At 71.2% G+C, this 19,799-nt stretch carries 13 protein-coding genes; 10 read left to right on the top strand and 3 right to left on the bottom strand.

Annotated elements, in window-relative coordinates:
- Positions 1–174 precede the first annotated feature (174 nt).
- From MKW14_RS29830 to holA, 8 genes are all read left to right on the top strand, one after another.
- The gene (locus tag MKW14_RS29830) at positions 175–900 is read left to right on the top strand and encodes a hypothetical protein (protein WP_240867663.1); all 726 of its coding nucleotides are present in this window, start codon (positions 175–177) and stop codon (positions 898–900) included.
- Between the two features lie 72 nt (positions 901–972).
- A complete protein-coding gene (locus MKW14_RS29825; RefSeq protein ID WP_240867661.1) occupies positions 973–1,818 on the top strand; it encodes a DegV family protein in 846 nt (281 codons plus the stop codon).
- 114 nt (positions 1,819–1,932) lie between these two features.
- A complete protein-coding gene (locus MKW14_RS29820; RefSeq protein WP_240867659.1) occupies positions 1,933–3,144 on the top strand; it encodes a ComEA family DNA-binding protein in 1,212 nt (403 codons plus the stop codon).
- A 619-nt stretch (positions 3,145–3,763) separates the two neighbouring features.
- Positions 3,764–6,235, top strand: a complete 2,472-nt coding sequence (locus MKW14_RS29815) for a ComEC/Rec2 family competence protein (protein ID WP_308314648.1) — start codon at positions 3,764–3,766, stop codon at positions 6,233–6,235.
- Between the two features lie 4 nt (positions 6,236–6,239).
- The gene (locus MKW14_RS29810; protein WP_240867658.1) at positions 6,240–7,040 is read left to right on the top strand and encodes an arylamine N-acetyltransferase family protein; all 801 of its coding nucleotides are present in this window, start codon (positions 6,240–6,242) and stop codon (positions 7,038–7,040) included.
- Between the two features lie 129 nt (positions 7,041–7,169).
- Complete coding sequence (locus tag MKW14_RS29805) at positions 7,170–8,051, top strand: YceI family protein (protein WP_240867752.1); 882 nt, start codon at positions 7,170–7,172, stop codon at positions 8,049–8,051.
- A 95-nt stretch (positions 8,052–8,146) separates the two neighbouring features.
- Positions 8,147–8,392 carry a hypothetical protein gene (locus tag MKW14_RS29800; RefSeq protein WP_240867654.1) on the top strand — a complete coding sequence of 82 codons (246 nt, stop codon included), beginning with the start codon at positions 8,147–8,149 and terminating at the stop codon, positions 8,390–8,392.
- A gap of 75 nt (positions 8,393–8,467) precedes the next feature.
- Positions 8,468–9,457 carry a DNA polymerase III subunit delta gene (gene holA / locus MKW14_RS29795; protein ID WP_240867653.1) on the top strand — a complete coding sequence of 330 codons (990 nt, stop codon included), beginning with the start codon at positions 8,468–8,470 and terminating at the stop codon, positions 9,455–9,457.
- Positions 9,458–10,487: 1,030 nt separating this feature from the next.
- On the opposite strand, the gene rpsT is transcribed toward holA, so the two are convergent.
- Positions 10,488–10,754 (bottom strand): 30S ribosomal protein S20, encoded by a 267-nt coding sequence (rpsT, locus tag MKW14_RS29790; RefSeq protein WP_133041041.1) that lies wholly within the window; start codon positions 10,752–10,754, stop codon positions 10,488–10,490.
- A 244-nt stretch (positions 10,755–10,998) separates the two neighbouring features.
- Here rpsT and lepA point away from each other — a divergent pair, with 244 nt between their 5' ends.
- Both lepA and MKW14_RS29780 read left to right on the top strand, forming a co-directional pair.
- Positions 10,999–12,867 (top strand): translation elongation factor 4, encoded by a 1,869-nt coding sequence (gene lepA / locus MKW14_RS29785; protein ID WP_240867651.1) that lies wholly within the window; start codon positions 10,999–11,001, stop codon positions 12,865–12,867.
- A gap of 249 nt (positions 12,868–13,116) precedes the next feature.
- A complete protein-coding gene (locus MKW14_RS29780; RefSeq protein WP_240867647.1) occupies positions 13,117–14,991 on the top strand; it encodes an AMP-dependent synthetase/ligase in 1,875 nt (624 codons plus the stop codon).
- A gap of 63 nt (positions 14,992–15,054) precedes the next feature.
- Here MKW14_RS29780 and MKW14_RS29775 read toward each other — a convergent pair whose 3' ends face one another.
- Positions 15,055–15,609, bottom strand: coding sequence for a response regulator (locus MKW14_RS29775; protein ID WP_240867644.1), 555 nt, complete (start codon positions 15,607–15,609; stop codon positions 15,055–15,057).
- 12 nt (positions 15,610–15,621) lie between these two features.
- Positions 15,622–19,758, bottom strand: coding sequence for a HAMP domain-containing hybrid sensor histidine kinase/response regulator (locus MKW14_RS29770; RefSeq protein WP_240867641.1), 4,137 nt, complete (start codon positions 19,756–19,758; stop codon positions 15,622–15,624).
- Between the last annotated feature and the right edge of the window lie 41 nt (positions 19,759–19,799).

The raw sequence follows: 19,799 nt of genomic DNA, 5'->3' as shown, positions 1-19,799 counted from the left end.
CTCTTGGGCGGGCGGGGGCGGCCACTCCTCCGCCGTCTCCGGGTAGTCCCCTACGGGCAGGATCCGGGTCTTCCACGGGCAGGTTCGGGGTTCTTCTGGAACTCCGGACCTGCCCGCCTCGTTTACCGTGGAAGAGCCGCGCGACATGTCGCGACAGTCCGGAGGAGGAGCACAGTGGAAGCAGTGATCGCAGTGTTCGCCCTGCTCTTCGTCCTCTTCCTGGTGCTCGGCGCCTACGCCACCGTCAAGGTGATCGGCGCCGCCAAACGCGGCGTGGACCGCACCATCGACCAGGCCCGGCGCACGGTCGAGGACCACACCCTGCGCGCCAAGTCCTTCGTGCAGCAGGGGCCGACGGCCGAGGTCGCCGCGCTGCGCCTGAAGCTGCGCACCTCGATGCGCGCCACCCAGGACGCGCTGCACGCGGGCGCCCGGGACGACCAGTCCCTGAAGGAGTCCCTGGACCTCTTCCGGCGGCTGAGCGTGCACGGACACGAGCTGGACGGCGAACTCAAGCGCCTCGAATGCGAACCCGACCGCGCGACACTGGCCCAGCGGCTGCCCGACCTGCGCGCCCGCACCGAGCGCATCACCCAGTCCGCCGACTCCCTGCGCTGGGCGGCCCGGGACCGGGCCCACCGGTTCGCCGCGGACGACCTGGACACGCTGAGCGCCCAGATCGACGTGGAGGCGGGCGCCCTGCGGCACTGGACGAAGGAGGAGCCGTCCGCCGCCCCGCCGTGGCCGGACGCCCCGGCCGGCGACAACACGACGGCGCAGCAGACCTGGCCGGAGACACCGCGCCGGACCGAGGAGCCGACGCGGGCCGCCATCACCCCGCCGGGACAGCGCCCTAGCTACCCCTGGCAGAAGAAACCCCGTCCCGAGAGCACTACTTGATCCGGTCAAGGGCAGACCAGGTGACAGGGTCCGGGCTGCCGTACGGGCACTACGCCAGGTAACCTCCAGCTCATGTCCCGCCATGTCGCGATCGTCACCGATTCAACGGCCTACCTGCCGCCGCGGACGATGGAGCGTCACGGCATCACAGCGGTCCCCCTGACCGTGGTCCTCGGTGGCCAGGCACTGGACGAGGGCACCGAGATCTCGACCCGTTCGCTGGCCCAGGCACTGCAGAAGCGGCGCCCCGTCACCACCTCGCGGCCCAGCCCCCAGCTCTTCGCCGAGACCTACCGCAAGGTCGCCGAGTCCGGCGCCACCGGCATCGTCTCCCTCCACCTCTCCGCCGAACTGTCGGGCACCTACGACGCGGCGGTCCTCGCGGCGCGCGAGGCACCGGTGCCGGTGCGGGTGGTGGACACCGGGACGGTCGCGATGGCGCTCGGCTTCTGCGCGCTCGCCGCCGCGGAGGCGGCCGAGGCGGGCGGCACGGTGGACGAGGCCGTCACCGCCGCGGAGAAGCGGGCCTCGGGCACCTCCGCCTACTTCTACGTCGACACCCTCGACTATCTGCGCCGGGGTGGTCGCATCGGCGCGGCGCAGGCGTTGCTGGGTTCGGCGCTCGCCGTGAAACCGCTGCTCCAACTGGACGGCGGGCGGATCGAACTCCTCGAGAAGGTCCGGACGGCCTCCAGGGCGATCGCCCGCCTGGAGGAGATCGCGGCCGACCGGGCCGGCAGCGCGCCGGTCGACATCGCCGTCCACCATCTCGCCGCCCCCGACCGGGCCTCGGCGCTGGCGGACCGGCTGCGGGCGAGGGTGCCCGGGACGGCGGACCTGCATGTGAGCGAGGTCGGGGCGGTGATCGGGGCGCACACCGGGCCCGGACTGCTGGGGGTCGTGGTCTCGCCGCGGTGACGTCGACACCGCGGTTCACCCGTGTGGGTGGCGGAGTTGTCCACAACCGGTGGGTAATCCCCGGGAATTGAGCAAGATCATCGCGGTGGTGGCGGGGTGGGTGATCCTCGCCGCATGGCACTTCGATCACGTTCACGCACAGCGACCGTCTCCAGCGGCCCCGGACGCGGCCCCGCCACGGACGGCCGGACCCGCCATCGCCGCGTATCGGTAGGGGGCCGGGGGTGGGCCCGGCATCGGAATGAGCCGGCGGGGAGTCGGGGGCGGGCCCGGCATCGACACGAGTCGGCGGAGGAACTGCGTCGGCGGGCGGAGGTGTTGTTCCCCGAACGGCCGGGGGGATGGCGGGGGTTGGGGCCGCCGGGTCCGTCCGAGGAGGACGGAGGTGACTGGCCTCAGCAGGAGGGGCCGGACCTTGCGCAGGAGGGGCGGGACTGCCCTCAAGGGGATGTGCGGGACTCTCCTCGGGAGGGGCAGGACCTTCCTCGGGAGGGTTGGGCCTTTCCGTCGGCGGGAGAAGTGGAGGAACAGCCCGATGTCCGGCGGCCGGTGGAGAACTGGCGGGCACGGGTCGGCCCCGCGCTGCGGGAGCGGATGCCGGTGTGGTTGCAGACGCGGTGCGGGCTGGAGCGGCGGAGCGTGGTCGCGCTCGGGGTGCTGCTCGTGGTCGCCGCCGTGTTCGCCGTGCAGCACTTCTGGAGCGGGCGACCGCAGTCCGTGCGGGCACCGGAGGTGGTGCGGGCGGCGGTGCCGCTCGGTGAAGGCAAGGGTGCGGAAGGGGAGTTGGGGCAGGGGAGGTCTGGCGGCGGGAGGACTGACGGGGAGTCGGGTGCGGGTGGCTCCGGCGGTGTGGCACAGGTGGGAGGGACTGCCGGGGGCACCGCCGGCGCCGAGATCGTCGTCGACGTCAGCGGCAAGGTCCGCAGGCCCGGGATCCAACGGCTGCCGGCGGGTTCACGGGTCGTCGACGCCCTGCGCGCGGCCGGTGGCGTGCGGCCCGGGACGAACACGGACGGACTCAACCGGGCCCGTTTCCTCGTCGACGGCGAACAGGTGGTCGTGGGCGGCCCGGCGCCCGGTCCGGCGGGGGTTGCCGGTGTGGCCGGCGGTGGTCCGGCAGGGGCGGCGCCCGGGGCGCCCGTCGCCCTCAACACGGCGACCGTGGACCAGCTCGACACCCTGCCGGGCGTGGGCCCTGTCCTGGCCCAGCACATCATCGACTACCGCACACAGCACGGCGGCTTCCGTTCCGTGGACGAGCTGCGCGAGGTGAACGGCATCGGCGACCGCCGCTTCGCCGACCTGCGGAATCTGGTACGGCCATGAGCCGCGCCCCTGCCTTCCACGGCAGCAGCGCAGCGCCGGGACGCCGGCCTGGAGCGGCGCCATGAGCCGCGACCCCGTTCGCCCTGGGGGCGGCTCGGATCACCGCGTCGGCAGCCCTGGGAGCGGCACGCATCACCGCGCGGGCAACCGAGCCGGCACCCAAGACGGCACCCGCACCGGTCACCGCTCGGCCGTCCACGCCGCCTCCGGAGCCCGCCTGGGAGCGGCCCACCCCCGACAGGAAGGACCGACGGACCTGCGCCTCGTCCCACCCGCGCTCGCGGCCTGGGCGACGGCGGCACTGACACTGGACGCGCCGCCGGGGTGGGTGACGGGGGTCGCCGTGCTGTGTCTTGGCGCGGTGGGTGCGCTGCTGTTGGCGGGGAGACGGGTGGTGGCGGGCGACCCTGTCGGCGGATCGACGCGCAGGCGGTCACGATCCGTGCCAGGGCGGCCGACCCCGGCGCCGCTGCGATCGACGGGCGAAACACAGCCTCCGTGCGTCCCGTCGTCGACGGGTGTCCGTGCGGCGCGGGGTGCATGGCGGCGGGCCTCCCTCGCCGCCCTGCTGCTCTGCGTCGCCGCGGCCGCCGTCTCCGCCGGGTTGCACGGTGCCGATGTGCGCCGAGGGCCCGTACCGGAGTTGGCGCGGCGGTACGCCACGGTGACCGCCGAGGTCGAGGTGACGTCCGACCCACGGGTGACCCGGCCCCGGGTGCGAGGCGATCACGCCGCTCCGGCCGCCGTGCTGGTCGAGGGAGAGGTGCGCCGGGTCGAGGAGGCGGACGGGACGGTCGTGGCGACCCGGGCACCCGTGCTGGTGATCGTGAACGTCGCGTCGCGAGGGGCGGGCGTCGGTAGGGCGGAAGCCGACAGGACGGCAGCCGGCAAGGCGGGAGGCGGCAAGGCGGGAGGCGGCAAGGAGGCAGCCGACGGGACGGCAGCTGGCACTGCGGCAGCCGGCAGGGCGGAATCGGGCGGGGCGGAAGCCAGCAAGGTGGGAGCCGGCAGGGCGGAATCGGGCGGGGCGGAAGCCAGCAAGGTGGGAGCCGGCAGTGCGGAAGCCGGCAGTGCGGAAGCTGGCAGTGCGGAAGCCGGCAGTGCGGAAGCCGGCGGGGCGGAAGCAGGCATGGCGCCCTCCGTCGAGGGCATGCCTCGGTCGCCCTGGCTTGAGTTGTTGCCGTCCACGCGGGTGCGGGTCGTGGCGCGGGTCGTGCCCGCGTTGGTCGGTGGGGACCGGGTCGCCGGGGTCTTGCGGGTGCGGGGGAAGGGGGCGCCCGAGGTCGTGGGCGGACCGTCGGCCGCACAGCGGTTCGCCGGGCGGTTGCGGGGCGGGCTGCGGGAGGCGACCGACGGACTGCCGAAGGACGCCCGGGCACTGCTGCCGGGGCTGGTCGTCGGCGACACCTCGCGGATCGGCCCGGAGCTGGACGAGGCCTTCAAGGAGACGGACCTCGCGCACACCCTCGCGGTGTCCGGAAGCAACCTCACGATCATCCTGGCCCTGCTCATCGGACCGCCCGGCATGGCCCAGCTGGTGGAACGCCGAGGGCTCGCGCCCAGGCTCGGCATTCCACTGCGTGCGACCGCGGTGCTCGGCGGCGCGCTCACCCTCGGGTTCGTCGTCGTGTGCCGCCCGGACCCGAGCGTGCTGCGCGCCGCCGCCTGCGGAGCCGTCGTCCTGCTGGCCCTGGCGACCGGACGCCGCAGATCGCTGATCCCGGCCCTGGCGACGGCCGTCCTGCTGCTGGTGCTCTACGACCCCTGGCTGTCGCGGAGTTACGGCTTCCTGCTCTCCGTGCTGGCCACCGGCGCGCTGCTCACCCTCGCCCCGCGCTGGAGCGAGGCGCTGCGGCGGCACCGGGTACCGCCGAGGCTCGCCGAGGGGCTGGCCGCGGCGGCCGCGGCGCAGGCCCTGTGCGCGCCGGTCGTCGCCGTGCTGTCGGCGCGGGTGAGTCTGGTGGCGGTGCCCTGCAACCTGCTCGTCGAGGTCGCCGTGGCCCCTGCCACCGTGCTGGGCTTCGCCGCGCTGGCGACGGCGCCGGTGGCGATGCCGGTGGCCAAGGCGCTGGCGTGGTGCGCGAGTTGGCCCGCCGGGTGGATCGCGGGAGTCGCTCGCGCCGGGGCGGCCCTGCCCGGCGGGGGAGTGGACTGGCCCGGAAGCTGGGGCGGGGCGCTACTGCTGGCCCTGGTCACGGTGGCCGTCGTCCTGGTCGGGCGGCGGCTGCTGCGGCACCCGTGGCTGTGCACGGCGTGCGGGCTTCTGCTGCTGCTCCTCGTCGTGCAGCCACCGCCGCTGACCCGGGTGATCACGGGGTGGCCGCCCCCGGGGTGGCGGTTCGCGATGTGTGACGTGGGCCAGGGGGACGCGACGGTGCTCGCGGCGGGGGACGGCGCCGGTGTGGTCGTGGACGCCGGGCCCGATCCCAAGCTGGTCGACCACTGTCTGCGCACGCTCGGGATCACCCGCGTCCCGCTCGTCGTGCTCACCCACTTCCACGCCGATCATGTGGCGGGACTGCCGGGAGTGCTGCGCGGGCGTTCGGTGGGGGCGATCGAGACGACCGGGTTCCAGGAACCCGCGGACCAGGTCGAGTTCGTCAGCAGGGAGGCGGCGGCGCGGCACATCCCGCTCACCCGTGCCGTCGCCGGCGAGGTACGGCGCACCGGGTCGCTGTCCTGGCAGGTGCTGTGGCCCCCGCCGGCCCCCGCGCCGGACCCGGACGGTCCGAACGACGCCAGCGTCGCCATGCTGGTCCGCTCCGCGGGGCTGCGGCTCCTGCTGCTCGGGGACCTCGAACCGCCGGCCCAGCAGGCCCTGCTGAGGTTACCGCAGGGCGCGCTGCTGGGCGGGGTGGACGTGCTCAAGGTCGCCCATCACGGCTCCGCGTACCAGGATCCGGAGCTGATACGCAGGGTGGCGCCGCGGATCGCGCTGATCAGCTGTGGGGAGGACAACCCGTACGGACATCCGGCTCCCAGCACGGTCGCGGCGCTGCGGGCCGGGGGTGCCGTGGTGCTGCGGACCGACCGGGACGGGGCGCTCGCCGTCACGGACCTGGGCGGACGGCCGGCGGTGGCGCGAGACTGAGGGCATGCATATCGCACAGCTCGATGCCTATCTCCGCCGTCTGGGGATCGAGCCCCCGGCCTGGCCCACCGCGCCCACTGCCGACGTCCTGCGCGACCTGCACCTGCGCCACCTGCGGCAGGTGCCGTTCGAGAACCTGTCCGTGCATCTGGGAGAGGAGATCGTGCTGGAGGAGAAGCGACTGCTGGACAAGGTGGTGGGAGCGCGGCGAGGCGGGTTCTGCTACGAACTCAACGGGGCGTTCGGGGCGTTGCTGGCCGAGCTGGGGTTCGGGGTCACGCTGCTCGCCGCGCGGGTGCACGGCGGTGAGGGGCGGCTGGGGATCCCGTACGACCATCTCGCGCTGCGGGTGCGGGCGGTGGACGGGAGCGAGTGGCTGGCGGACGTCGGCTTCGGGGCGCACAGTCTGCATCCGCTGGCCTTCGGGGAGCGGGGTGAGCAGGAGGACCCCGCGGGTGTGTTCCGGATCGTCGAGGCGGGGCCGGACCTGGACGTCGTCATGAACGGCGCTCCCCAGTACCGCCTGGAGGTGCGGCCCCGGGAGCTGGGCGACTTCGTGGCCGGGGCCTGGTGGCACTCCACCTCGCCGGCGTCCCACTTCGTGCGGTCGCTGGTGTGCTCGCGGGTGACCGAGGACGGCGGGCGGATCACGCTCAGCGGACGCACCTTCAAGGTGACGAGCGCCGACGGGGCGTGTGAGCAGAGCGAGTTGGGCACGGACGAGGAGGTGCTGGCGGTCTACCGGGAGGAGTTCGGGATCGAGCTATCCTGTGTGCCGACTGTGCGGAAATCCCAACAGGGGTGATGGATCGGGGCGACAACGGACCACTCGTTGCTACTCGTGCGTAGACAGTCCGTGTTGCCTCGAAAGCCTCATCAGTGATCGAATATCTCTTCGACAATATTGGTGTCGAGGCGCACAGGGGTGGTGCGGATGTTCGGCCGCTGGCTGGGAAACCGAACGAGTCGGGTGCAACGGACGAGTCCCCTGGCGGCGGTGCAGACCCCGCCGAGCGCGGGGGTGCTCTGCTGCAGGGTGCTGGATCCGGTCAACGAGCCGGTGCCGCATGCGGAGTTCGCGGTCAGCGACGCCATGGGGCGCAAGGTGGTCGGGGGCGAGACGGACCCGTTCGGGTCGTTCGTGACGACGGTGCCCGCAGGGGAGTACCGGCTCGCGGTGTCCGCCGAGGGGTACACGCCGTACCGGGCGAGCGCGACCGTCGGGGAGAACACGCTCGCGTCCCTGGGGGACGTGACGCTTCAGATCGCGCAGCCGGCGGAGCTGCCGGCGGCCGGCGACTGGGACATCGAGCCGACGCACTCCTCGATCGCGTTCACGGCGCGGCACATCGGGCTGGCGCGGATCCACGGGCGGTTCAACTCCTTCGCGGGCGTCGTGCGGATCGGAGACCCGGTGGAGCGGTCGGCGATGCATGTGGTGATCGACGCGGCGTCCATCGACACGAACGTGCGGATGCGGGACGACCATCTGCGCTCGGCGGACTTCCTGGACGTGGCGCGTTACCCGACGCTGGAGTTCTACAGCGAGCGGTTCGTGCACAAGGGCGGCAACCGGTGGGCGGTGACGGGGGCGTTGTCGTTGCACGGGGTGACGCGGACGGTGACGCTCGACACGGAGTACCTGGGGCTGGGCCACGGCATGGAGGGCGAGGTGCGGGCGGCCTGCCGGGCCCGGACCGAGCTGCATCGCGACGACTTCACGGTGAGCTGGCAGACGATGCTGGCGCGGGGCATCGCGGTGGTGGGGCCGAGCATCCGGGTCGATCTGGATGTGCAGATCGTCCGGAAGGACTGACAGAGGCTTACGCCCGGGGCTGGGGTTCGGGGATTCGGGATGGGTGATTGGGGGCTGGGTACGGAGAGGCGGCTCGCGGCGCGGAGAATGGGGCCGTGAGCGATGTGAGACATGTGCTGGTGCTGCCCGACCGCGACGCGGCTCAGGAGGCGGCGGAGGCGCTGGGGGAACGGTTCGGGGTCGTCGAGAAGCCGCAGCTCGTCCGGGACGCCCTGGCGGGTGAGGACGACGCGGAGGACGCGCAGTGGCTGGTCGTCCTGCGGGACGAGGACGGGCGGCTTGATCCCGGGGCGCTGGACGCGTTCGCGGGGGAGTGGGACGGCTGGCGCGAGGAGCCGTGAGGCTTGGCGGGGAGCCGTGACGCGGGGGCCTGACGCCGGGGCCCGTTGTCAGTGGGGCGTGCCATGCTGTACGCGATGGCCAGGAAGAACTCTGAAGACGACCCTCTCGCCCCGGTGACGCTCGCCGTGGGCCAGGAGGACCTCCTGCTCGACCGTGCCGTGCGGGAGGTGGTGGCCGCCGCCAAGGCCGCTGACGCCGACACGGACGTACGCGACCTCACTCCGGACCAGTTGCAGCCCGGCACGCTCGCCGAGCTGACCAGTCCCTCGCTCTTCGCGGAGCGCAAGGTCGTGGTCGTACGCAACGCGCAGGATCTTTCGGCCGACACGGTCAAGGACGTGAAGGCGTATCTCGGGGCGCCCGCCGAGGAGATCACCCTCGTGCTGCTGCACGCGGGGGGCGCCAAGGGCAAGGCGCTGCTCGACGCCGCCCGCAAGGCGGGGGCGCGGGAGGTGGCCTGCCCGAAGATGACCAAGCCGGCGGATCGGCTGGCGTTTGTGCGGGGGGAGTTCCGGGCTGCGGGGAGGTCCGCCACGCCGGAGGCGTGTCAGGCGCTCGTCGATGCCATCGGGAGTGATCTGCGGGAGCTGGCGTCGGCTGTTTCGCAGCTGGTGGCGGACGTGGAGGGGACCATCGACGACGCCGTCGTCGGGCGGTACTACACGGGGCGGGCCGAGGCGTCGAGTTTTGAAGTCGCCGACCGGGCCGTGGAGGGGCGGGCGGCGGAGGCGCTGGAGGCGTTGCGGTGGGCGTTGTCCACCGGGGTGGCGCCTGTGCTGATCACCAGTGCGTTGGCGCAGGGGGTGCGGGCGATCGGGAAGCTGTCGTCCGCTCGTGGGGGGCGGCCGGCGGATCTGGCGCGGGAGTTGGGGATGCCGCCGTGGAAGATCGATCGGGTGCGGCAGCAGATGCGGGGGTGGACGCCGGACGGGGTCGCTGTGGCGTTGCGGGCGGTGGCGGAGGCGGATGCGGGGGTGAAGGGGGGCGGGGAGGATCCCGACTACGCGCTGGAGAAGGCGGTTGTGGTGATCGCTCGGGCTGCGCGGTCGCGGGGGCGGGGGTAAGGGGACCGGGGTGTCGTGGCGGTCCGTGGGCCTGGGTGCGGCCCCATGGTCCTCGCCCCCGCCGCCCCTACCCGTCCCATCCCCAGGGGCTACCGCCCCTTCAACCCCGCCCAGGGGGCTCCGCCCCCTGCACCCCGCCGGGGCTCCGCCCCTGCACCCCGCCGGGGCTCCGCCCCTGCACCCCGCCGGGGCTCCGCCCCTGCACCCCGCCGGGGCTCCGCCCCTGCACCCCGCCGGGGCTCCGCCCCTGCACCCCGCCGGGGCCCCGCCCCTGCACCCCGCCGGGGCTCCGCCCCTGCACCCCGCCGGGGCTCCGCCCCTGCACCCCGCCGGGGCTCCGCCCCTGCACCCCGCCGGGGCCCCGCCCCTGCACCCCATCGGGGCTCCGCCCCGGACCCCGGTCGGCCCTCCGGGCCTCGTCCTCAAACGCCGGACGGGCTAAAACCAAACGCCGGACGGGCTGGAGCCGAACCCGCGCGGGCTGGAAGTGGAACGGGCCCCGGTCGGCCGGGCTGGATCAGCACGTACTGGACCTGCCCGGGCCGCAAAGCACCCACTCGCGCGGGCTGGAAGCCGAACCCGCGCGGGCTGGAAGCCGAACCGGGACCGGGGGCAGACCAGGCGCCAGGCGGGGAACGCCAAACGCCAGGCGGGCTGGAGGCCAGGCGCCATATGGGCTGAACGCCAAACGCTAGGTGGGCTGAACGCCAGACGCCAGGTGGGCTGAACGCCGGGCGCCGGGCGGGCTAAAAACCAAACGCCGGATGCCGGGCGGGCTGCCTCGTGCGACCCCGTTGGAAGAAGACTCGCGGTCCTCGGCCCAAGCGTGGCCGTCGCATGCCGAAGGCCCCACCGTTCGCCCGGGGAAGGGCTGGGGTGGGGCCTTCGGAGTGGTGAGTTCGAGCCCGTACCCGCGTGGCGAACGCAGGCCGCGTACGGGCTCTGGGGCCGGTTGGGAGCGGATGAGAGAGGGCCCGCTCGGGTCCTTCCGGCGGTGGGTCCTCGTGGACCCGGTCAGATCAGAAAGGTGTCAGCCCTGGAGGGACGCGACCTTCGAAGCAAGCGCCGACTTCTTGTTGGCGGCCTGGTTCTTGTGGATGACGCCCTTGGAGACGGCCTTGTCGAGCTGACGCGCGGCAGCGCGCTGGTACTCGGTGGCCTTCTCGACGTCACCCGCGGCAGCGGCCTCACGGGCCTTGCGGATCGCGGTCTTCAGGGAGGACTTGACGGCCTTGTTGCGCAGCCGAGCCTTCTCGTTGGTCTTGATCCGCTTGATCTGGGACTTGATGTTCGCCACGAATGAGCCTCTACAGGTTCAGGCACGGGCCAGGAGCACTCCGGGCATGGAGGGATCCGGGTCCCGTACCAGGTGATTTCTTGATGGTGTGCCTCGCGCTGAGAGGGCATGAGACACAGCCACTCAGACTACCAGGGGGCGGGCCGACGGCCCAAAACGGTTCCCGGTCGCCGCCCGTGGGACCATGGAGCCTACGTATCGATCCGACCCGAGGCATAAGGCGCCTCAAGAGACAGGACCCTGCGTGCCCGCGACCCCTAACAATGTGCCCGAGCCGAGCCGTACCGACCCGGCTCTGATCCGCAATTTCTGCATCATCGCGCACATCGACCACGGCAAGTCCACGCTCGCCGACCGGATGCTCCAGCTGACCGGCGTCGTCGAGCAGCGGCAGATGCGTGCTCAGTACCTCGACCGGATGGACATCGAGCGCGAGCGTGGCATCACGATCAAGTCCCAGGCGGTGCGGTTGCCGTGGGCCCCGACCCACGACAAGACCAACACGCACATCCTCAACATGATCGACACCCCGGGGCACGTCGACTTCACCTACGAGGTCTCGCGGTCGCTCGCCGCCTGCGAGGGGACCATCCTCCTCGTCGACGCCGCCCAGGGCATCGAGGCGCAGACCCTCGCCAACCTCTACCTGGCGATGGAGAACGACCTCACGATCATCCCGGTGCTCAACAAGATCGACCTGCCGGCCGCGCAGCCGGAGAAGTTCGCCGAGGAGCTCGCCAACCTCGTCGGGTGCGACCCCGACGACGTGCTGCGCGTCTCCGCGAAGACCGGTGTCGGCGTCGACGCGCTGCTGGACAAGGTCGTGGCGGAGATCCCCGCGCCGGTCGGTGTCGCCGACGCGCCCGCCCGCGCGATGATCTTCGACTCGGTCTACGACTCCTACCGCGGTGTCGTGACCTACGTCCGTGTCATCGACGGTCAGCTCAACAAGCGCGAGCGGATCCGGATGATGTCCACCGACGCCACCCACGAGCTGCTGGAGATCGGCACCAACTCGCCCGAGATGCTGGCGGCCGACGGCCTCGGCGTCGGCGAGGTGGGCTATCTGATCACCGGTGTGAAGGACGTCCGCCAGTCCAAGGTCGGTGACACCGTCACCAGCCAGCAGAAGGGGGCCACGGAGGCGCTCGGCGGCTACAAGGACCCGAAGCCGATGGTCTTCTCGGGTCTGTATCCGCTCGACGGCTCCGACTACCCCGAGCTGCGCGAGGCCCTGGACAAGCTCCAGCTCAACGACGCCGCGCTCGTCTACGAGCCGGAGACCTCCGCCGCCCTCGGCTTCGGCTTCCGCGTCGGCTTCCTCGGCCTGCTCCACCTCGACGTCATCCGGGAGCGGCTGGAGCGCGAGTTCGGCCTCGACCTGATCGCCACCGCGCCCAACGTGGTCTACCGGGTCGTGATGGAGGACGGCAGCGAGCACACCGTCACCAACCCGAGCGAGTTCCCCGAGGGCAAGATCAACGAGGTGTACGAGCCGGTCGTACGGGCCACGATCCTCGCGCCGTCGGAGTTCATCGGCTCGATCATGGAGCTGTGCCAGACCCGGCGCGGCACCCTGCTCGGCATGGACTACCTCTCCGAGGACCGGGTCGAGATCCGCTACACGCTCCCGCTCGCGGAGATCGTCTTCGACTTCTTCGACCAGCTGAAGTCGAAGACGCGCGGTTACGCCTCGCTCGACTACGAGCCCACCGGCGAGCAGACCTCGAACCTCGTCAAGGTCGACATCCTGCTGCACGGCGACAAGGTGGACGCGTTCTCCGCGATCACCCACCGCGACCAGGCGTACGCCTACGGCGTGCGGCTCGTCGCCAAGCTGCGCGAGCTCATCCCGCGGCAGGCCTTCGAGGTGCCCATCCAGGCCGCCATCGGCTCCCGGGTGATCGCCCGCGAGACCATCCGCGCCATCCGCAAGGACGTCCTCGCCAAGTGCTACGGCGGTGACATCTCCCGCAAGCGGAAGCTGCTGGAGAAGCAGAAGGAGGGCAAGAAGCGGATGAAGATGGTGGGTTCCGTGGAGGTTCCGCAGGAGGCCTTCATCGCGGTGCTCTCCAGCGATGACAGCGCGGGGTCGGCCAAGGGCAAGAAGTAACCGCGGGTTACAGCCGGTTACCTGTCAAAGCGGGCAGAAGGGGGGCTCGCCGTGCGAAAGCGTGGCGGGCCCCTACGCGTGCGTAACGTCGCGCTCTGTAGGAAGTGACAGGCCGCGGGCTCTTACGAACCGGCCGGTCGGGCTCTACTCTGATCTCTGCTCGATAGTTACTCGCGAGTTAAACAAACGCTACTGCGTGAAGCCAGCCGCACTTGAGCCAGCCGCACTGCGCGGGCCCCGGAGGATGTCGTGAGCGACACACAGACCCTGATCGAGAACCGTCCGCCGAGCGTGGCGACCCTCTTCCTGGAGCGCGTGGCGGCCACCCCGGACGCCGAGGCGTACCGCTACCCGGTGCCGCCGGCCTCGGGCGAGGGCCCGGACCAGTGGAAGTCGCTGAGCTGGGCGCAGGCCGCCGAGCGGGTCTACTCGATCGCCGCCGGACTCATCGAGCTGGGCGTGCAGCCCGAGCAGCGGGTCGCGCTGGCTTCCTCGACGCGGCTCGACTGGATCCTCGCCGACCTCGGCATCATGTGCGCGGGCGCGGCCACGACCACGGTCTATCCGCAGACCAACGCCGACGAGTCGGCGTTCATCCTCTCCGACTCCGAGAGCCGGGTGCTGATCGCCGAGGACGCGGCGCAGCTCGCCAAGGCCGTGGAGAAGCGGGCCGAGCTGCCCGCCCTCACGCATGTCGTCGTGATCGACCCGGCCGGTGTCGAGACCGGCGACTGGGTGCTGACCCTCGCCGAGCTGGAGGCCCGGGGCGCCGCGCGGCTGGAGAAGGACCCCGACCTGATCAGGGAGCGGGTCGGCGCGATCACCAAGGACCAGCTCGCCACCCTCATCTACACCTCCGGCACCACCGGCCGGCCCAAGGGCGTCCGGCTCGCGCACGACAGCTGGGCGTACATGGCGAAGTCGATCGCCGCGACCGGGCTGATCAGCAGCGAGGACGTGCAGTACCTGTGGCTGCCGCTCGCGCATGTCTTCGGCAAGGTGCTGACGTCGGGGCAGATCGAGGTCGGTCACGTCACCGCCGTGGACGGCCGCGTCGACAAGATCATCGAGAATCTGCCGGTCGTGCAGCCGACGTACATGGCGGCCGTGCCGCGCATCTTCGAGAAGGTCTACAACGGGGTCGCCGCGAAGGCCCGTGCGGGCGGCGGCGCCAAGTACAAGATCTTCCAGTGGGCGGCGGAGGTCGCCCGCGAGTACGCGAAGGTCTCGCAGGACAACTTCCGGCGCACGGGGACGGCCTCGGTGCCGTTCGGGCTCGGCGCGAAGCACAAGGCCGCCGACGCGCTGGTGTACGCCAAGATCCGGGAGGCGTTCGGCGGGAACCTGCGGGCGTGCGTCTCCGGCTCGGCGGCGCTCGCGCCCGAGATCGGCTACTTCTTCTCCGGCGCCGGCATCCACATCCTCGAGGGGTACGGCCTGACGGAGTCCTCGGCCGCCTCCTTCGTGAACCCGGGCGAGGCGTACCGCACCGGCACGGTCGGCAAGCCGCTGCCCGGCACGGAGGTGCGGATCGCCGACGACGGGGAGATCCTGCTGCGCAGCCCCGGGATCATGCAGGGGTACCACGGGCTGCCGGAGAAGACGGCCGAGGTGCTGGAGGCCGACGGCTGGTTCCACACCGGGGACATCGGCGAGCTCTCGCCCGACGGCTATCTGCGGATCACCGACCGCAAGAAGGACCTCATCAAAACCTCCGGCGGCAAGTACATCGCGCCGGCCGAGGTCGAGGGACAGTTCAAGGCGGTGTGCCCGTACGTGTCCAACATCCTGGTGCACGGCGCCGACCGGAACTTCTGCACGGCGCTCATCGCGCTGGACGAGCCGTCCATCCTGGAGTGGGCCAAGGAGAACGGCCTGGAGGGCAGGCCCTACGCCGAGATCGTCGCCGCACCGGCCACCGTCGCGATGGTCGAGGTCTACGTCAAGGAACTCAACGCCGGTCTGCAGAAGTGGCAGACCATCAAGAAGTTCCGCCTCCTGCCCCGCGACCTCGACGTCGAACACGGCGAGATCACCCCGAGCCTCAAGCTCAAGCGCCCGGTGGTGGAACGCGAGTACAGGCACCTGATCGACGAGATGTACGCGGGCACGCGCGAGGCGTAGCCGACGAGGTGCGGGCGGGCACGCGCGAGACCTGGCTTCAGGGGCGTGTCCCGGTCGAAACGGTCATGCCGGGTGTCCGTGGGGTACCAGGCGGCGCAGTTCCCTGATCTGGGTGTGCAGGCTGTCCAGGTCCGGGGGGTCTTCGCCGGTGAACTGGTGCTCCAGGGCCGCCAGTCGGTGGCTGAGTTCGCCGTGCAGTCGTTCCAGTTGGCGGTTCTTGCGGTGCAGGTCGAGGAAGACGGTGACCTTGGCCCGTAGCACCCAGGGGTCGAACGGCTTGGTCAGGTAGTCCGCCGCGCCCGTCGCGTAGCCGCGGAAGGCGTAGCCGGAGTCGTCGTCCGCTCCGGTCAGGAAGATGATCGGGACGTCCTTGGTCTGGTCGAGCCGTTTGATGTTGGCGGCCGTCTCGAAGCCGTCCATGCCCGGCATCCGCACGTCGAGCAGGACGAGGGCGAAGCGCCGGCGCAGCAGCGCCTTCATCGCCTCCTCGCCCGAACGCGCGCGGACCAGCGGCTCGTTGAGGGACCCCAGGACGGCCTCCAGCGCGATCAGGTTGTCCTCCATGTCGTCCACGAGGAGGATGCCGGCGCGCTCGTCGGTCGTTGCCTCAGCGCTCATGGTGACTGTGCCTCATTCGGTTTCCGGCGTCGGCGTCGCCGCCGCCTCCTCGGTGTCCGCCCGTTCTCCGTCCGACGCGCTCTCCGGATCCAGCAGCGCGCAGACGACCGTCAGCAGTTGGTCGACGTCCACCGGCTTGGGTACGTAGTCGTTGGCGCCCCGGGCGATGGACTTCTCCCGGTCGCCGGGCATCGCCTTCGCGGTGAGCGCGACGATCGGCAGACCCGCCCAGCGCGGGGTGCGACGGATGGCGGCGATGGTCTCGTAGCCGTCCATCTCCGGCATCATGATGTCCATCAGGACCAGTTCGACGTCCGGGTTGCGCTCCAGGGTCTCGATGCCCTCGCGGCCGTTCTCCGCGTACAGCACGGGCATGCCGACGCGGCCGAGGACATGGGTGAGCGCGAAGACGTTGCGGATGTCGTCGTCGACGATCAGCACCCGCCGCCCCGGCAGGACCTGACCGGCCCGCCCGGCCTTCCACGCCTCCAGCTTGGTCGGCGCCGGCCAGGAGTCGTCCACGTCGTGCGTGGCCGTGAACGGCTCGGCCGCCGGCTGCTCCTGCACCGGCGGCGTACGGTCCTCGGGCGCCGGTCCGGTCGCCGCGTGACCGGGGCTGACGACGGGGACGTACAGCGTGAAGGTGGAGCCCTGCCCCGGCTCGCTCTCGGCGACGATACGGCCGCCCAGCAGCCCGGCGATCTCGCGGCTGATGGACAGACCGAGGCCCGTGCCGCCGTACTTGCGGTTGGTGGTGCCGTCCGCCTGCTGGAACGCCTCGAAGATCACCGGGAGTTTCTCCGTCGCGATGCCGATGCCGGTGTCGCTGACGGCGAAGGCGATCACCTCGTCGCTGCCCTGGACGTACCGGTGCTCGGGGTCCTTGACCCGGCTCACGCGCAGCTCCACCTGGCCGGTCGCGGTGAACTTGATCGCGTTGGAGAGCAGGTTGCGCAGGATCTGCTGGAGGCGTTGTTCGTCCGAGTACATCTCACGCGGCACGTCCTCGCCGACCGCCACCTCGAAGGCGAGCCCCCGGTCGAGGGTGAGCGGGCGGAAGGTGGCGTGGACGTAGTCGAGCAGCTTGATCAGCGGCAGCTTCTTCGGCCGTACGTCCATCCGGCCGGCCTCGATCTTGGACAGGTCGAGGATGTCGTTGATCAGCTGCAGGAGGTCGGAGCCCGAACGGTGGATCGTCGTCGCGAACTGCACCTCCTGGTCGGAGAGATGGCCGTCCGGGTTGTCGGAGAGCAGCCGCGCGAGGATCAGCAGGGAGTTCAGCGGGGTGCGCAGTTCGTGGGACATGTTCGCCAGGAACTCCGACTTGTACTGGGAGCTGGTGGCCAGCAGGGCGGCCTTCTCCTCCAGTTCGGCGTTCGAGCGCTGCAACTCCGCCTGCTGCTTCTGCAGTTCGTCGGAGCGTTCCTGGAGCTGCATGGCCAGCCGCTGCGACTCGCCCAGCAGGGACTCGGTCCGGGAGTTGGCGATGATCGTGTTGATGGCGACGCCGATGGTGTTCACGAACTGGTCGAAGAAGGCCAGATGGACGTCGGAGAAGCGGGAGAAGGAGGCCAGTTCGATCACGCCGAGCAGCTTGTCCTCGAAGAGGATCGGGATGATCACGACGCTGGTGGGAGCCGCCTCGCCCAGACCACTGTTGATCTTGATGTAGTCCGGCGGGGCCTCCTCGACCAGGATCCGCTTCTTCTCGCGGGCCGCCTGCCGCACCAGGCCGTGCACCGGCAGACCGCCGGTCTCCACGGTCGCGCCCTGCGCCGAGCCGTAGCCCGCGATGAACGCCAGCCCTTTTGCAGGAACGGTTGTGCGCAGGGACGAGCCGTCCTCGTCCGGGTCGGCCAGGAAGAACGCGCCGTACTGGGCGTTCACCAGCGGGGTCAGCTCCCGCAGGATCAGGTCGGCGACCTCCATCAGGTCCCGGTGGCCCTGCATCAGGGCCGCGAGCCGGGCGAGGTTCGACTCCAGCCAGTCCTTGGCGCGGGTCGTCTCACGGAGGTTGGCCACCATCAGGTTGATGTTGTCCTTCAGCTCGGCGACCTCGCCGCGCGCCTCCACCGTGATCGAGCGGGACATGTCGCCCTGCGCCACCGCGGAGGCGACCTCGGCGATCGCCCGGACCTGGGTGGTCAGGTTCAGGGCGAGTTCGTTCACGTTCGTCGTCAGGCGCTTCCAGGTGCCGTACACGCCCTCGACCCGTGCCTGGCCGCCGAGCTGGCCCTCGGAGCCGACCTCGCGGGCCACCCGGGTGACCTCGGAGGAGAAGGAGGACAGCGTGTCGACCATGGTGTTGATGGCGGTCTTGAGCTCCAGGATCTCGCCGCGCGCGTCCACGTCGATCTTCTTGGAGAGGTCGCCGTTGGCGACGGCGGTGGTGACCTGGGCGATGTTGCGGACCTGGGAGGTCAGGTTGTCGGCCATGTAGTTGACGTTGTCGGTCAGATCCCGCCACACACCGGAGACGCCCAGCACCTGGGCGCGGCCGCCGAGCCGTCCGTCGGTGCCGACCTCGCGGGCCACGCGGGTGACCTCGTCGGCGAAGGCGCGCAGCTGCTCCACCATCGTGTTGACGGTGTCCTTGAGTTCGAGGATCTCGCCGCGCGCGTCGACGGTGATCTTCTTGGAGAGGTCGCCGTTGGCGACGGCGGTGGTGACCTGGGCGATGTTGCGGACCTGGGAGGTCAGGTTCAGCGCCATGAAGTTGACGTTGTCGGTGAGGTCCTTCCAGACGCCCGACACGCCCCGCACCTGCGCCTGGCCGCCGAGGTTTCCCTCGGTGCCGACCTCGCGGGCGACGCGGGTGACCTCGTCGGCGAAGGCGGAGAGCTGGTCCACCATCGTGTTGATGGTCGACTTCAGCTCCAGGATCTCGCCCTTCGCCTCCACCGTGATCTTCTTGCCGAGATCGCCCTGGGCGACGGCGGTCGAGACGAGGGCGATGTTGCGGACCTGCGAGGTCAGGTTGTCCGCCATGAAGTTGACGTTGTCGGTGAGGTCCTTCCAGACACCCGACACGCCCCGCACCTGGGCCCGGCCGCCGAGGTTTCCCTCGGTGCCGACCTCGCGGGCCACCCGGGTGACCTCGTCGGCGAAGGCGGAGAGCTGGTCCACCATCGTGTTGATGGTGGACTTCAGCTCCAGGATCTCGCCCTGGGCGTCGACGGTGATCTTCTGGCTGAGGTCGCCGTTGGCCACCGCCGTGGTCACCTGGGCGATGTTGCGGACCTGGGACGTCAGGTTCGACGCCATGAAGTTGACGTTGTCGGTCAGGTCCTTCCAGACCCCGCTCACCCCGCGCACCTGGGCGCGGCCGCCCAACTGGCCCTCGGTGCCCACCTCGCGGGCGACCCGGGTCACCTCGTCGGCGAAGGCGGAGAGCTGGTCGACCATCGTGTTCACGGTCAGCTTCAGTTCGAGCAGCTCACCGGTCGCCTCGACGGTGACCGTGCGGGTCAGGTCGCCGCGCGCCACCGCCGTGGTCACCAGGGCGATGTCCCGCACCTGGGCGGTCAGCCGGGAGGCCATGGTGTTGACCGCCTCGGTCACGTCCCGCCAACTGCCCGACAGGCCCTGCACCTTGGCGCGCCCGCCCAGCCGCCCCTCCGTGCCCACCTCGCGCGCGACCCGGGTCACCTCGCCGGTGAACAGCGACAACTGGTCGACCATCTTGTTCACGGCCCGGCCCAGCCTGCGCAGATCCCCGCGCAACTGCCGGTTGCCGTCGTGCAGATCGACCCGCTGGGTCAGATCGCCGCCCGCCACCGCGTCCAGCACCCGGGTCGCGTTCGCCGCCGGGGCCACCAGGGCGTCCAGCACCTGGTTCACATCGTTGACGCGGGAGGTCCAGGCACCTTGCCCCGGGCTCGCCGTGAGCCGCTCGTCGAGCCGCCCGTGACGCACCAACTCCCGCTTCACGCGCTGCACTTCGGCGTTGAAGTGGGTGCTGCGGTCCATGATCTGGTTGAAGAGCGCCGTCAGTTCGGCCACCATGCCGTGGCCGGTCTCCGGGACCTTCGTGAAGTCGCCGTCCCGCGCGGCCGTCATCGCCGCGAGCAGCGGGCGCAGCTCAGATGCTCGAAGTTGTTCCGGTTTCTGTCCGTCTTCGAGCACAGGCGTAGCACTGTTCTCACTCATGGCGGCCCACTTCGGTAACTCGGCGCTTATGGGCGTGGCCA

It is taken from the genome of Streptomyces gilvus, assembly GCF_022513565.1.
In the GTDB taxonomy this organism is placed as follows: domain Bacteria; phylum Actinomycetota; class Actinomycetes; order Streptomycetales; family Streptomycetaceae; genus Streptomyces; species Streptomyces gilvus.
Note: the sequence above shows the minus strand (reverse complement) of the source record. Positions and strands in the feature narration are given on the sequence as shown.